Genomic DNA, 13,603 nt, shown 5'->3' on the forward strand with positions numbered 1-13,603 from the left:
GGTGACTCAGTATGCCGCGTTCCGCTGTCTGGTTGCGATCACTTGGCGCGATGAAGTTGGCGCAGGTTGCCAATCACCGAAGCCAGGGCGCGGTCGAACAACAGCGCATCATCCAGGGTTCGCACCGCGCCGCGCTTGAACTCCAGGGCCAGTTCAAGCGGATTTTTTTCCAATACCTTGAGGCCGGTTCGATTGACGAAAATACAGGTATTGCCCGGCGCAATAATCGCCGTCAGCTTGCAACGCAGGGTGTTTTCGGCGTCTTCCTGAAATTCCACCCAGCAACCGATCCGCAGTTGGCGAACCTTGAGCAGGTCGGGATCATCTTCCGGCAGGCTCGCCTCGATGGCCGGTGCCGCGGGACTGAGGACGAATGCCTCGCGCACCTCGACTTGCGACAGCGACGGTTGTTCCTCGGCACTGCCCCGGAACGATTGGACATGCAGGGTTTGCAAGCGGGTGAAAAATTCCCGGGTAATGAAGGGATCGAATGCCGCGCCGCTCAACCCATCGCGCAAGGCTTTCAGCAAGCCTGGCAACTGCTCCAGCAGGTGCCGGCCGGCTTCGGTGTCTTCGCTGAGGCCGACACTCCAGATCAACTCGTCCATGGTGCGCAACCCGGCCAGCCATTGTGGCGAGTGCTCGCCATGCTTCAGGCACGCCAGCAACAGCACCTGGCTCCAGGCCTGTTGCAGGAACTGCACCACGACCTCGGGCAGTACTTTGCCCAGCAACCGCAGATTGAGGGCTTCGGCTACACGCTGACGAGCGATTTCGGTACGGGCGCGCCCTTCTTCTGCATCGCGGGTACGTTGCTCCAGCAATTCGCTGCGGCGTCGCTCGTCATGGGTAAACGCGGTGAACTCGGTCAGTAACTGGGAAAAGATTGCCGGATCATCCACAAAATCATTCAACAACCGCTGCACCACCTGCTCGATGTGCAGGTACAGGCTGTCGCGCTGATAATCGTCGCGCTGGCTCCAGCCCATGGCCGCCGAAGCGATTTCATTGAGCAAGCGTCGCGCCGGGTGATTGGTGCGGCTGAAAAAACTCTTGTCCAGCACCGCCACTTTCAGCATCGGGATCTGCAGGCGGGCGATCAGCGCCTTGAGGGACTCGGGCACCGTACCGTCATTGAGGATGAACTCGAACAGCATGGCGATCAGGTTGATCACATCCTCGTCCGCATCCTCCACCACCCGAGACTTGCCGCTCTTGACGCTGACCCGGGTCAGCAATTGTTCAAGCTGGTTGCGCAGGTCGAAATCGTCCTCGACCTCAGGCTCAGGCACATATTGCTGCAAATGGGAGAGCAGGCGCAGCAGGTCACGGGTGGAGATGGGCTGGGTCTCGGCGCTGACTTCCAGCGTGGGTGCCACGCTGCCGCGCACTGCCGACAGCAATTCCTGCAACGCCGCGAAAACTTCCTGGCCGCTGTCGTCTGCCGGGTGGCCGGCAATCGGCGGGGTGTCTTCAGGCAACTCGGCCGTGGCGACGGCGCGCCGCGATGGCACGGCCTTGAGTTCGGGCAATACGCCGGTGGCGATCAGCAACTGATTGGCTTCGCCGTACAACAGATCAGCGTCACTGAGCACGTATTTCTCAAACAGCTTGAGAATGATCAGCTTGACCCGGATTTCCACGCCAAGGCTGCGTCCTGCTTGCAGAAAAAACGCGCACAGCATTGCCGGGCCCAGGGGGTTGTCCCGATCATCCAGGCGTTTGTCGAGCAAGGCATTGAGTCGGGCTGTCAATTGCCCAAGGGCGAGCCCGTCACGGCGCAGCACCTTGCCCAGCATGGCCTCGAGCGCGACGGCTTTTTCCAGCTCATCGCCCGAGACCCCGGGCGCCGCGGTGTAGGACACCACCGGAATCAGTTGCAGCTCACCGCGCTCCACGTTGCCAAGATTGGCAAACGCTTCGTAGAGTTGCTCCATGAAGCCACGCTCGAAATTCTTGCGCTTGAGGCGCAGGTCGCGCATGGCCTCAAAGAAAATACCGTGGTCGACGTTACTGCGGGTCTTGTCGGCCATTTCGAACAGGGTGTCGTCGGCGTTATCAAACAGCTCCTGCAGTCCCTGCCTGAGTTGCTGCGCCGCCTTGTCACGGACCTGGAGCAACACCACCGGCAGGCGGGCGAGCGGCGATGGCGTCGCCCGTGCCTTATTGATCGGCACCACCTTCCCGTCATTGTGCATCCTGGCCTCCTGAAACGGCGGTATTCGATTGTGTGAAGGATCGGTGCAGCAACGGCGCGAAGCACGCCGGGGCACTGCGAAAATCGGGCTATCACCGTGACGTCAAAGCTATGACGCCAATTGCAAGGCGCGAGATTATCTTGCAAATGAGGGTTGTTGCGCCAGCGAACTCTGTGATTGCCGTGTAAATGAACATCGCGCACCGCACCCGTGGTGCCAGTTGCCTTGGGTTCAGGCCCGCCCTGCCCCTATAATCCAGGCACTTTGTTTGTGGAGCCTGTTATGCCCAATCTTCGTCTAGCCGACCTGACCGCCGAAATCGAAGCCAATGTGCGTCGCGCATTGCTGGAAGACATCGGCAGCGGGGATATCACCGCACAACTGATCCCCGCCGAACGCCTGGCCAAGGCCACGATCATCACGCGCGACGCCGCCGTCATCAGCGGCACGGCCTGGGTGGAAGCGGTGTTTCGCCAATTGGACCCACGCGTCGCGGTGCATTGGCAGGTGCGCGACGGCGAACGTGTCAGCCCCAACCAGGCGCTGTTTCACCTCGAAGGCCCGGCCCGCTCGCTGCTCAGTGGCGAGCGTTGCGCGCTGAATTTCCTGCAACTGTTGTCAGGGGTTGCCACCCGCGCCCAATACCTGGCGGACTTTGTCGCGTCCACCCAGGTCAAGCTGCTGGATACTCGCAAGACCCTGCCCGGCCTGCGCCTGGCGCAAAAATATGCAGTGACCTGCGGTGGTTGCCACAACCACCGCATCGGCCTGTATGACGCGTTCCTGATCAAGGAAAACCATATCGCAGCCTGTGGTGGCATTGCCCAGGCGATCAGCGCCGCCCACAAGATCGCCCCGGGCAAGCCGGTGGAAATCGAAGTGGAAAGCCTGGAGGAACTGCGTGAGGCACTGGCGGCGGGCGCCGATATCATCATGCTGGATGAGCTGAGCCTGGATGACATGCGCGAAGCAGTGCGCCTGAACAACGGCAAAGCCAAGCTGGAGGCCAGTGGCGGGATCAACGAAAGCACCCTGCTGCCCATCGCTGAAACCGGCGTGGACTACATCTCCATCGGGGCGATGACCAAGGATGTGAAGGCGGTGGATTTGTCGATGCGGCTTAGTCTCTGAAACGCCCTTGAATGTAAGCGCATGCTTTTGTGGCGAGGGAGCTTGCTCCCGCTGGAGTGCGCAGCGCTCCAAAGGTTTTTGGGGTCGCTTGGCAACCCAGCGGGAGCAAGCCCCCTCGCCACATTAAACTTGTGTCAGATCGCGAGATTGTTCATCCCGCAATACTCGTTCCAGTCGACACCCAACACCTCGGCCGCTTCCTTGTGCAAAGCCAGGCGCGCCGCCTCGAACGCTTCGGGGGTGGAGGTGTACTTCAGGGTCAGTTCCCATGGCTGCAGGCCCTGGGCCTCGGCCTCATCCTCAAACGCCCATTGGATCTGGTCCCTTTGATCATCGGCGCTCAGGTCCTTGATCTCATCCAGCAGTTCCGGCGATTCCGCGACGTACTTTTTGAGGGCTGCTTCGTGCCGCGCTTCCTGGGTCATTTCTTGTGTGGTCATGTCGTTCTCTTAGATCGAGGAATGGGGATGCATCTGGGTCATCAAGGTCGCGCAGATACAAAAGAACAGGCATGAATACCGGTTCGTCTGGCCTTCAGAACCATTCTGGGATCATCTGAAAACTGTGTTGCCTTTGTGCCCGAGACAGGAATCGAACCTGCGACCTTCGCGTTACGAGTGCGCTGCTCTACCGGCTGAGCTACACGGGCGGTGGGCTAAAGCTAGCACTGCCTTGGACGTCCGGCAACTCACTGCATTTCGAGGGCAATCACACCTTGCACCCAAAAGCGTGGCTGCAGGTGACCGTTACTCAGGCCCATGTAGTGCTCGCTGCGCTCCGTGAGTCGGGGCACATCACGAATCGCGACGAACACCAGCAAGCCCACGGCCACGACGCTCGCGGCCATCCACACCCTGTACAACGCCGGTACCGGGGCGACCGATGGAACGCGCCACACATGCAATCCCATCAGCCAGCCAACCACCAGCGCCAGCCAGAGTTGCGACACCGGCATCACGATTACCCCATCCACCTGTGCCTGGGTCAGTGCACCGATCAGCGAGGCAAACAGGCACAGGCGCAGCAGGTCCACGGGCGCCAATGACAACGCACGCTCACGCAACACGCCCAAGGTTGACCAACCCGCCCACGCAACCAACGCGATCACGCACAGCGTCGACGGTACGCCCCATTCGCTGGCCCACTGCAGAATCGCCTGGTGAGGGTGAGCGGCAATGTCATTGGCGATGTCGGCAAAATGCATCGGCCCGAAACCCAGCCAAGGCCGCTCGATAATCATGCTCCAGGCCTGCAACCATATCGGCCCACGCCCCGAAAGGTTGGTGGTCAGTCGATCTACGGCACCATTGGAAATTACAATCCCCAAGTACCCTGCCAGCACCGTGAAGACCAACCAATACAACACTAACCCACAGGCCAGTGCCGCCAACTGCCAGGCCAGCCAGCGACGCCCCTGCGGCCCCAGGAACATCAGGACGCAGCCGGCAGCGCCCATACCGAGCCAGGTGCCGCGGGTACCGCCACCGATCGCGATCAACCACCAGACACACAGCAGGGCGAACACTGCGCCCCGCGCTGGACGAGCGACGTTTGAAACCAGCAAGGGAAGCGCCAGCAGCGGCAGGGTGAAGGTCTGGAACTGACCGTAGAAACGTTTATTGGAGAACCCGGACAACAGCAAATCGGTATTCACGATTGCTTCGCCGCTGGTGAAGGCGAGGACCCCGGCGTGCAGATATTGAATGCTTTTAACCATGCACAGCAGCAATACGAACAGGACCAATACACGATCCAGGGACTCATCCCCATTGCGCCTGGCCCGGCTGAAAGCCACAGCAGTGGCGCAACAACTGATGAGCAGCGCCAGCTCGGTCAACGCCCAGAGTGGCTGGTGGGCCAACAGGGCCGAAACCAGCCCCGCGCCCCCGATCAGCGACACCCCGAGCGCTGTCGACCTGTCTACGCATCGCTCTGCCCGTGGCAAGCACAGCCCATACACCACCGCACACAGCCCCACGGATATCTGCACCGCACGTTGCCAGTCATGACTACTGAACGGCGCGCAGATAGCCAGCATCAGCAGACACATAACCACGACGAGGAATATGTTCCCCCGCTGCTGGACAGACGACGTCATCGGCAACCTCTACTTCCTTGTGATGGGCGTAGAGCGGTTTACACACACGCTCTTCCTTGCTGCGTAAACAGTAGACGACCTGATGATCACGCGCCGCCGGAAGCACAACCTTTAGCGGCGTATTGGTCTTCTGCCGTGGTGGTGCACTTCCAGCCGGTTGTGGCGCTACGGGTCAAGGTGATGATCTTGCCCAGGACCGGCGCGGGTGCGTCGAGGATTTCACAGGCAATCGTGCCAGCACCGGTGGCGATGTCGCCGGTCACGTCAATCTTGCAGTTGGCCGTTGGGCTGGTCCCGCCAATCAACGCCAGGGTCGGTGGCGTCCCCTGGTTCAGCGTGTCTTCAAAGCCCGCCTTCAACGCGGAGACTTCGGCCAGCCCTGCGGTGAACTTGGCCTTGGCCTGGTGCTTGGTGTACATGGGCAGGCCGATGGTGGCCAAAATGCCGATGATTGCCACGACGATCAACAATTCGATCAAGGTAAAACCTTTCTGACGCATCACATTCACTCTCCAGAATAAAACCTTTCGCGAGGCGCATCCTGCACCCCGTCTCGGCAACCGCGCCAGTGTACTCACCCCCGCGCAACCAATGCTGAACAAGACGCACAAACTGACATTTTTTCGCTCACGGCGAGCCTGCCCGAATCCGTCACCTGACTAAGCTATAAATCTTCCACTGTCTGTGTGCGGAACCGTGAAATGAATGATGTTTCAGCGATCTATGCCTGGGAAGGCGTCAACCGCAAAGGGCGCAAGGTATCCGGAGAAACCCGCGGTCACAATCCCGCCCTGATCAAGGCACTGCTGCGCCAGCAAGGTATCAATCCTGGGCGCGTACGCAAGAAATTCGCCGGTTGGCCGAGCCTCGCCCTGCCGGTCAAACCGGCAGAGATCGCCCTCTTCACCCGCCAATTGGCGACGCTGCTGAAGGCTGGTATCGCACTTTTACAGGCGCTGGATATCATCGCCGAGGGCTTCGACAACCGGCATATGGGGGTGCTGGTACAAGGCTTGAAGCAGGAGATCGCCGCCGGCAGCAGCCTGGCTGTCGCCTTGCAGAAATACCCACGCTACTTCGATGATCTGTACTGCAACCTGGTTGCGGCGGGTGAACAGGCGGGCGCACTCGAAGCGCTGCTGGAAAGGGTGGCCATTCACCTGGAAAAAAGCGAACAGCTGAAAGCCAGAATCAAGAAGGCCATGACCTATCCCGTGACGGTACTGGCAGTCGCCACCGCTGTCAGCGCAATCCTGCTGATTCACGTGGTGCCGCAGTTTCAGGGGTTGTTTGCCGGCGTCGATGCACAACTGCCGGGCTTTACCCTGGGCGTCATCAGCCTGTCGGAGTTCATGCAGCAAAGCTGGTGGATGCTGACCCTGGCCGCGGGTGCCGGTTTCGCAGGACTGCGCAAAGCCTATCGCTCGTCCACAGGCTTTCGCCACTGGCTCGATGCCAGTTTGTTGAAAGCTCCCGTGGCAGGCACACTGCTGAAAAAATCGGCGGTCGCCCGCTATGCTCGCACGCTCTCGACCACCTTTGCGGCGGGCGTTCCATTGGTGCAGGCATTGGATTCCGTGGCCGGCGCCACGGGTAACGGGCAGTTCAAACAGGCAATCAATCGTATGCGGCACGACGTTGCAACCGGAATCCAGCTGAATGAATCCATGGCCATAAGCGGCCTGTTTCCAGGCATGGCGATCCAGATGACGGCTATCGGCGAGGAGTCGGGCACCCTCGATAACATGCTGGAAAAAGTCGCCTGCCACTACGAGGCTGACGTCGATAACCTGGTGGACAACCTTACCAGCCTCATGGAGCCGCTGATCATGGTGGTACTCGGCGGCATCGTCGGGGCATTGGTGCTGGCCATGTACCTGCCGATCTTTCAACTCGGTACAGCCTTTTGAGCACGCCACTGACTGAGATCCTCGTTTATCAGCCGTGGGTGTTTGTGTCAGGCGCGTTGCTGCTGGGCTTGATTGTCGGCAGTTTTATCAACGTGCTGGTATGGCGCCTGCCGAAGATGCTGGAACGTGAATGGCGAGCCCAGGCCCATGAAGTACTGGGCCTTCCCGCCGAGCCTGTCGCCGCGCCCTATAACCTGATGCACCCAAACTCCTGCTGCCCGCGTTGCAACCACCCGATTCGCCCCTGGGAGAATATTCCGCTGCTCAGTTATGTACTGCTCAAGGGACGTTGCTCAAGTTGCCATCAATCTATTGGCGCGCGTTATCCCATCACTGAACTGGCGTGCGGGCTGATCTCGGCGGTTGTCGCCTGGCATTTCGGTTTTGGCTGGGCAGCCGGAGCGGTGTCGTTGTTGAGTTGGGGCTTGCTGGCGATGAGCCTGATCGATGCAGACCACCAACTGCTGCCGGATGTGCTGGTGCTGCCGTTGCTCTGGCTGGGCCTGATCCTAAACAGCTTTGGCGTTTTTGTGTCATTGCACGATGCGCTGTGGGGCGCGGTAGCCGGTTACATGAGCCTGTGGTCGGTGTTCTGGGTGTTCAAGCTGATTACCGGCAAGGACGGGATGGGGCACGGGGATTTCAAGCTGCTGGCCATGCTCGGTGCCTGGGGCGGCTGGCAGATCCTGCCGATGACGCTGTTGCTGTCTTCCCTGGTGGGTGGGATGGGAGGCCTGATTCTATTGCGCCTGCGCAAAGCCCAGGCATCCACTCCAATGCCTTTTGGTCCGTATCTGGCAATTGCCGGCTGGATTGCATTGCTCTGGGGTGGTCAAATAACCGACTTCTATTTGCAGTCTGTCGGTTTCAGATGACCACTTCTGTCGCAACACCCTGGATTCTTGGCCTCACTGGCGGCATCGGCAGTGGCAAAAGCGCGGCCGCCGAACACTTCGTCCGGCTTGGCGTGGACTTGATTGACGCCGACCACGCCGCGCGCTGGGTAGTCGAACCCGGGCGCCCTGCCCTGGCGCAGATTGCCGGGCATTTCGGTGCGGGTGTGCTGCAGCCTGACGGGCAACTGGACCGCGGCGCGTTGCGCAAGCTGATCTTCGAAGTGCCCGACGAGCGCCGCTGGCTGGAGGCGTTGCTGCACCCGCTGATCGCCGAGGAGATTCGCAGCCACCTGGCGCGTGCACAATCGCCTTACGCGATCCTGGTGTCACCGCTGCTGATCGAGTCCGGCCAGTACACCATGACCCAGCGGGTGCTGGTGATCGACGTGCCGCAATCGTTGCAGATACAGCGTACCCTGCAACGCGATGGCATCAGCGAAGCGCAGGTGCAGGCGATTCTCAAGGCCCAGGCCACCCGTGAAGACCGCCTGCGCCATGCCGATGACGTGCTGGTCAATGACCAGGACCTGGCCCGGCTGCACGCCGAGGTCGAGCGACTGCACCACTTTTACCTTACTTTGCGTGGAGGCCGATCATGAGCCAACCCTTGAACGTCGAATGCCCAACCTGCGGCGCACCTGTGGAATGGAAAGCAGAAAACGTCAACCGTCCCTTCTGTTCGGACCGTTGCAAACTGATCGACCTGGGCGCCTGGGCGTCCGAGGAACACAAGATCCCGGTCAGTCCGGACGCCGAGGACGACCTGTTCTCCGAAGACTTTCAGCCCAAACACTAAGGCCGCATAAAGCCATAGTCCTGCTGGTCGTCGAGATTCTCTGCAAGGTACTGCAGCTCGTCGGCCAGGTCTTCAAAACTGCGCACGCCCTTGCTCTGCTGCACCACCGCACTGAGCATGGCGCGCAGGGTCAAGCCCGGGTCAAAGCCGATTTCCTGCGCCGCGTCCTGGCTTCTGCGTAACTCCTGCCGTGCCCACTCGTACACACTCATGATTCCGTGCTCCTGGAAATTTTGCAGAGCATGCGACCACTTGCGTTTGCGGCATTTGACCTGGATCAAGGCCGCGGATCGTCATCCTTCCAGGGCGCCGAGAGGTAGCGAGTGCGGTTGAATGTCTCCAGCCACTCGGGGCAGAACACCACCAGGGCGCTGATCACCATGCCGTTGATAAAGGCCTCGGGGAAAATGATCAGCCACAAGTAGCCGACAAAATCCTCGATCCATTCCGGCATCGCAAAACGGCCATCGAACCACAGCAGCCCCAGGCCTGCCAGCAGGCACAGCAAGGCCGACAGTGCGGCGGCGAAAAAGCCCGAACAGAAGATATACACAAAGGGATTGCGTGGCTTCGCCCGCTCCACCAGCAGCGCACATCCTTCGGTGACCAGCACCGGCAACAGGATCAGCAGCATGCCGTTGATCCCCACGGCGGCCAGGTCCTGGCGGCCGAGCAACACCAGGCCGATTTGCGCGGCAAAGCCTCCGACGATCGCCAGGGGCCAATCGAGCAACAAGGTCACGGCGGTCATGCCGATGAAGTGGTAGGACACCCCAGTGTCGAAATCCCGGCGCACCAACCACAACATGAACAGTGCGAATACGGTGCCGAACAGCAAGTGCTGGCGTCGGCGGTCGGCAAACAGCTCGACCCACGGCGAACGCAGGAGCGCCCACATCACCACCGGCGCATACAGCAGCCAGCCGATGCTGAGGGTTTCCGGCGCCAGCACCGCTGCACTGATCACGGCTGCACCTGCTCCAGGGCCTGGCGCAGTTCAGCGGCGGAGTCGTATTCGTGCTGCGCCACCAGCGTCCCGTGATCCAGTTGCAGCCACAGCACTTTATCCACAGGTGCGGGATAGCGCGGGGTAACACGAGCATCGCGGTCGAGCATGACGCGATAGTTGTAGGCCTGCATCGCCGGCACCGCGAACATCTTCGCGATCAGCCGGGGCATGCGCTGGATATCGGCGAGAAACACCGCATGCCGAGCCTCCAGGTAACCCTTGGGCTGGCCCTGCAGCGCCGCATCGACGATCTTGGCGGCGTCCATGCTGCGCGCTACGAGCAAGGTTTGCGCCTGGTCATCCAGGGTGTAGGCCTGGTCGAACTGATCAAGCAACGTCCAGGGTGCAACGCGCTCACCCACTTCGACGGCGTGGGCCCACACGGGCAAAAGACTCAAGAACAGCACCACAAAACCCTTCACTGCATACTCCTCATGCCACGGGAAACTGTCGAGTGGCCAGTCTACACCGACCTTTTGACGCAGGACTTCCTGCGGTCATCATTTGGACGCTAAGCTGGTGACATGGATGACTCAGATTATTTGCGCCTGCTCACCGTAGCGGCCGAACAAGCCAACGCGTTCCTGTCCAATGCCCGCAAATGGGAGCGTGAGCGTTGGGTCTGCCAGCGCCTGTTGCAAGGCTTGAACGTGCCCTATCGCGCCGAAGAATTCCACGCCGCCGGGCAAGAACCGCCGGACGTGCTGTTTCGCGACGCCAGTTTCGAAGTGTTTTTCGTACTCGATGAAGGCCGGCGCCTGAACGATGAATGGCGTGACGAACTGCTGCGGCGGCGCAGCGCGTTTTCCCTGAGCCAACTGGTTCGGCGAGAAGCCAAGCCCCGGCGCATTCCCGCCCACGAATTCCTGTTGCGCCTGGCGCCCACCCTGCGCAAGAAGGCCCACAACTATAAAGAGCGCGGGATGGACCTGGGGGAGCTGGACCTCATCGCCTTCGCCAGCCTCAAGCGCGAAGTACTGGACCTCAACAGTCACTTCCCTCCTCCCACCGAGTACCTGCGCCAGGGCTGGCGCTCGCTGTCCCTCGTGGGGCCGACCTTCGCCCGCGTACTGTTCGCGCACCCGGACGCACCGGACTTCTTGCGCAACAATCTGGGGCGCAGCATAGTGTTCGATGTGGGCATCAGCCTGTGATCGGGTTGGCGACTATGCTTCAGGCAATGCCGCCAATCACCCGACTGTAACGTGGCGCCCTTCAGCAACGTCTACCTGACGAGGCCTTTATGACCAGCCGCCTGAACCCCGACGACCAACAGCATGTCGAAGAGTACCTGCAACTGTCCCAGAACCAAGTCGAGCGCAAGCCTTTCCGGCCCTGGCTGCTCCTTGCCGTGGTGCTGGTTGCAGTGATCGGCCTGGGTTTGCTGAGCCGCCTTTTGAGTTACCTGACGCTATGAGCTGCCTGGCGCTCGTTCGGGTAACTGCACCGATTTCCTTTAGCCTTGCGAGATATCCCCATGACTCATCGTATTATTATCGTCGGCGGCGGCGCCGGCGGCCTGGAGTTGGCTACCCGCCTGGGTAAGACTCTGGGCAAGCGCGGCATCGCCAGCGTCACCCTGGTGGATGCCAACCTCACCCACATCTGGAAACCCTTGCTCCACGAGGTGGCGGCCGGCTCGCTGAACTCTTCGGAAGACGAACTCAATTATGTTGCCCAAGCAAAATGGAACCACTTCGAGTTCCAGCTGGGGCGCATGAGCGGGCTTGATCGCGAGCAGAAAAAAATCCAGCTGGCCGCCACCCTCGACGAGGAAGGCCGGGAACTGGTGCCCGCGCGCGTGCTGGGCTACGACAGCCTGGTGATCGCCGTCGGCAGCACCACCAATGACTTCGGCACCGAAGGCGCGGCACAACACTGCCTGTTCCTCGACACCCGCAAGCAGGCTGAGCGTTTCCACCAGCAATTGCTCAATCACTATCTGCGCGCCCATGCCGGGCAGACGGACGTGATAGAGCAGATCAGCGTCGCCATCGTCGGCGCCGGTGCCACCGGCGTCGAGCTGGCCGCCGAGCTGCATAACGCCGCACATGAACTGGCCGCCTATGGCCTGGACAAGATCAAGCCGGAAAACATGCACATCACCCTGATCGAAGCCGGCCCACGGGTGCTGCCTGCCCTGCCGGAGCGGATCGGCGGGCCTGTGCACAAAACCCTGGAGAAACTCGGGGTGACCGTCCTGACCAACTCCGCCGTGAGTGAGGTGACGGCCGACGCCCTGATCACCAGCAGCGGCCAGGTAATCCCGGCCAGCCTCAAGGTCTGGGCCGCCGGGATTCGCGCGCCGGGTTTCCTCAAGGACATCGACGGCCTGGAAACCAACCGTATCAACCAACTGCAGGTGCTGCCGACCCTGCAAACCACTCGCGACGAAAATATCTTCGCCTTCGGTGATTGCGCCGCTTGCCCGCAACCCGGCACCGATCGCAATGTGCCGCCACGGGCCCAGGCAGCTCACCAGCAGGCATCGTTGCTGGCCAAGTCGCTGAAACTGCGAATCGAGGGCAAGGACCTGCCGTCGTACAAGTACACCGACTACGGCTCGCTGATCTCGCTGTCGCGCTTCTCGGCGGTGGGTAACTTGATGGGCAACCTGACGGGCAGCGTGATGCTGGAAGGCTGGCTGGCGCGGATGTTCTATGTGTCGCTGTATCGCATGCACCAGATGGCGCTGTATGGCTTCTTCCGCACGGCGATGCTGATGCTGGGGAGCAAGATCGGGCGAGGGACCGAGCCGCGCCTGAAACTGCACTGACAGCACGTTCCGGGATAGGACTCGGTGAGTGTGGGAGCGGGCTTGCTCGCGAAAGCGGTGGTTCAGTGCCAGATGCACTGACTGACACACCGCTTTCGCGAGCAAGCCCGCTCCCACATTTGTTTTGTGGTGAGGCCAGGATTCCGCGCACAAAAAAAATCCCCGTATCTTTCGATACGAGGATTTTTAATATGGTCGGGGTAAGGGGATTCGAACTCCTGACATCCTGCTCCCAAAGCAGGCGCGCTACCGGACTGCGCTATACCCCGGTAAAAAAAAGGCGACCTCTCAGTCGCCTTCTTCGATCAGCGCTTTTGGCCTCTGATCTTAAGATTCGATTCCAGCGTTAACTGGTCTCAAAAATGGTGGGTCGTGTGGGATTCGAACCTACGACCAATTGGTTAAAAGCCAACTGCTCTACCAACTGAGCTAACGACCCAAATATGGTCGGGGTAAGGGGATTCGAACTCCTGACATCCTGCTCCCAAAGCAGGCGCGCTACCGGACTGCGCTATACCCCGGTTTTGAAATTGGCTCCGTGACCAGGACTCGAACCTGGGACCCAATGATTAACAGTCATTTGCTCTACCGACTGAGCTATCACGGAACTACGTATTTCAAAGTGTTACGTTGTTGCATGTTACCTTCTCTTCGACGCTTCCGTATCGCTACGTTAGTGTCTCTGAGGCGCGCTATTCTACAATCTTAAAAACCCCTGTCAACCCTTTAAATTGCTTTTAAGACAATGATTTGCGCTTCTTTCTGATTTCTCCTTGGGGAGAAGAAACC

At 60.2% G+C, this 13,603-nt stretch carries 15 protein-coding genes and 5 tRNA genes; 8 read left to right on the forward strand and 12 right to left on the reverse strand.

Going from position 1 to position 13,603, the window contains the following annotated elements; genetic code table 11:
- Positions 1-38 precede the first annotated feature (38 nt).
- Positions 39-2,198 carry a DUF1631 domain-containing protein gene (locus V6607_RS28415; protein WP_134327330.1) on the reverse strand — a complete coding sequence of 720 codons (2,160 nt, stop codon included), beginning with the start codon at positions 2,196-2,198 and terminating at the stop codon, positions 39-41.
- Positions 2,199-2,480: 282 nt separating this feature from the next.
- Here V6607_RS28415 and nadC point away from each other — a divergent pair, with 282 nt between their 5' ends.
- Positions 2,481-3,329 carry a carboxylating nicotinate-nucleotide diphosphorylase gene (nadC, locus tag V6607_RS28420; protein WP_008437288.1) on the forward strand — a complete coding sequence of 283 codons (849 nt, stop codon included), beginning with the start codon at positions 2,481-2,483 and terminating at the stop codon, positions 3,327-3,329.
- 134 nt (positions 3,330-3,463) lie between these two features.
- Here nadC and V6607_RS28425 read toward each other — a convergent pair whose 3' ends face one another.
- The 4 genes from V6607_RS28425 to V6607_RS28440 form a co-directional block, all read right to left on the reverse strand.
- Positions 3,464-3,769, reverse strand: a complete 306-nt coding sequence (locus tag V6607_RS28425) for a DUF6388 family protein (RefSeq protein ID WP_008437299.1) — start codon at positions 3,767-3,769, stop codon at positions 3,464-3,466.
- 136 nt (positions 3,770-3,905) lie between these two features.
- Positions 3,906-3,978, reverse strand: a tRNA-Thr gene (locus V6607_RS28430).
- A gap of 39 nt (positions 3,979-4,017) precedes the next feature.
- A complete protein-coding gene (locus V6607_RS28435) occupies positions 4,018-5,427 on the reverse strand; it encodes an O-antigen ligase family protein (protein ID WP_134327331.1) in 1,410 nt (469 codons plus the stop codon).
- Positions 5,428-5,513: 86 nt separating this feature from the next.
- Entirely contained in the window at positions 5,514-5,927 is a 414-nt protein-coding gene (locus V6607_RS28440) for a pilin (RefSeq protein WP_087694624.1), read from the reverse strand.
- A 201-nt stretch (positions 5,928-6,128) separates the two neighbouring features.
- Between V6607_RS28440 and V6607_RS28445 the strand changes: the two genes are divergently transcribed.
- The 4 genes from V6607_RS28445 to yacG are packed head-to-tail and all read left to right on the forward strand — an operon-like array spanning position 6,129 to position 9,029.
- Positions 6,129-7,337 (forward strand): type II secretion system F family protein, encoded by a 1,209-nt coding sequence (locus V6607_RS28445; protein WP_134327332.1) that lies wholly within the window; start codon positions 6,129-6,131, stop codon positions 7,335-7,337.
- Between the two features lie 8 nt (positions 7,338-7,345).
- Positions 7,346-8,212 (forward strand): A24 family peptidase, encoded by an 867-nt coding sequence (locus V6607_RS28450; RefSeq protein WP_134327703.1) that lies wholly within the window; start codon positions 7,346-7,348, stop codon positions 8,210-8,212.
- Positions 8,209-8,832 (forward strand): dephospho-CoA kinase, encoded by a 624-nt coding sequence (gene coaE, locus V6607_RS28455; protein WP_008437307.1) that lies wholly within the window; start codon positions 8,209-8,211, stop codon positions 8,830-8,832. The genes V6607_RS28450 and coaE overlap by 4 nt, the downstream gene beginning before the upstream one ends.
- Positions 8,829-9,029, forward strand: a complete 201-nt coding sequence (yacG, locus tag V6607_RS28460; protein ID WP_003215918.1) for a DNA gyrase inhibitor YacG — start codon at positions 8,829-8,831, stop codon at positions 9,027-9,029. Before coaE ends, yacG begins: the two co-directional genes overlap by 4 nt.
- On the opposite strand, the gene V6607_RS28465 is transcribed toward yacG, so the two are convergent.
- The 3 genes from V6607_RS28465 to V6607_RS28475 all read right to left on the reverse strand — a co-directional run bounded on the left by V6607_RS28465 (position 9,026) and on the right by V6607_RS28475 (position 10,460).
- A complete protein-coding gene (locus V6607_RS28465) occupies positions 9,026-9,241 on the reverse strand; it encodes a hypothetical protein (RefSeq protein WP_003215917.1) in 216 nt (71 codons plus the stop codon). The genes yacG and V6607_RS28465 overlap by 4 nt on opposite strands.
- A gap of 65 nt (positions 9,242-9,306) precedes the next feature.
- Positions 9,307-9,996, reverse strand: coding sequence for an energy-coupling factor ABC transporter permease (locus V6607_RS28470; RefSeq protein WP_003215915.1), 690 nt, complete (start codon positions 9,994-9,996; stop codon positions 9,307-9,309).
- The gene (locus V6607_RS28475) at positions 9,993-10,460 is read right to left on the reverse strand and encodes an FAD/FMN-containing dehydrogenase (RefSeq protein ID WP_134327333.1); all 468 of its coding nucleotides are present in this window, start codon (positions 10,458-10,460) and stop codon (positions 9,993-9,995) included. Before V6607_RS28475 ends, V6607_RS28470 begins: the two co-directional genes overlap by 4 nt.
- Positions 10,461-10,562: 102 nt before the next feature.
- On the opposite strand from V6607_RS28475, the gene V6607_RS28480 reads away from it, so the two are divergent.
- From V6607_RS28480 to V6607_RS28490, 3 genes are all read left to right on the forward strand, one after another.
- On the forward strand, positions 10,563-11,192 hold the full coding sequence (locus tag V6607_RS28480) for a DUF1780 domain-containing protein (RefSeq protein ID WP_008437312.1): 630 nt from the start codon (positions 10,563-10,565) through the stop codon (positions 11,190-11,192).
- An 89-nt stretch (positions 11,193-11,281) separates the two neighbouring features.
- Positions 11,282-11,455 (forward strand): DUF3094 family protein, encoded by a 174-nt coding sequence (locus tag V6607_RS28485; protein ID WP_010174986.1) that lies wholly within the window; start codon positions 11,282-11,284, stop codon positions 11,453-11,455.
- 60 nt (positions 11,456-11,515) lie between these two features.
- The gene (locus tag V6607_RS28490) at positions 11,516-12,814 is read left to right on the forward strand and encodes an NAD(P)/FAD-dependent oxidoreductase (protein WP_134327334.1); all 1,299 of its coding nucleotides are present in this window, start codon (positions 11,516-11,518) and stop codon (positions 12,812-12,814) included.
- 192 nt (positions 12,815-13,006) lie between these two features.
- Here V6607_RS28490 and V6607_RS28495 read toward each other — a convergent pair.
- The 4 genes from V6607_RS28495 to V6607_RS28510 all read right to left on the reverse strand — a co-directional run bounded on the left by V6607_RS28495 (position 13,007) and on the right by V6607_RS28510 (position 13,421).
- Positions 13,007-13,083 (reverse strand) — tRNA-Pro (locus V6607_RS28495).
- 94 nt (positions 13,084-13,177) lie between these two features.
- Positions 13,178-13,253, reverse strand: a tRNA-Lys gene (locus V6607_RS28500).
- A gap of 5 nt (positions 13,254-13,258) precedes the next feature.
- Positions 13,259-13,335, reverse strand: a tRNA-Pro gene (locus V6607_RS28505).
- Between the two features lie 10 nt (positions 13,336-13,345).
- A tRNA-Asn gene (locus V6607_RS28510) sits at positions 13,346-13,421 on the reverse strand.
- Positions 13,422-13,603: the final 182 nt, after the last annotated feature.

The organism is Pseudomonas sp. KK18 (assembly GCF_037094675.1).
GTDB lineage: Bacteria > Pseudomonadota > Gammaproteobacteria > Pseudomonadales > Pseudomonadaceae > Aquipseudomonas.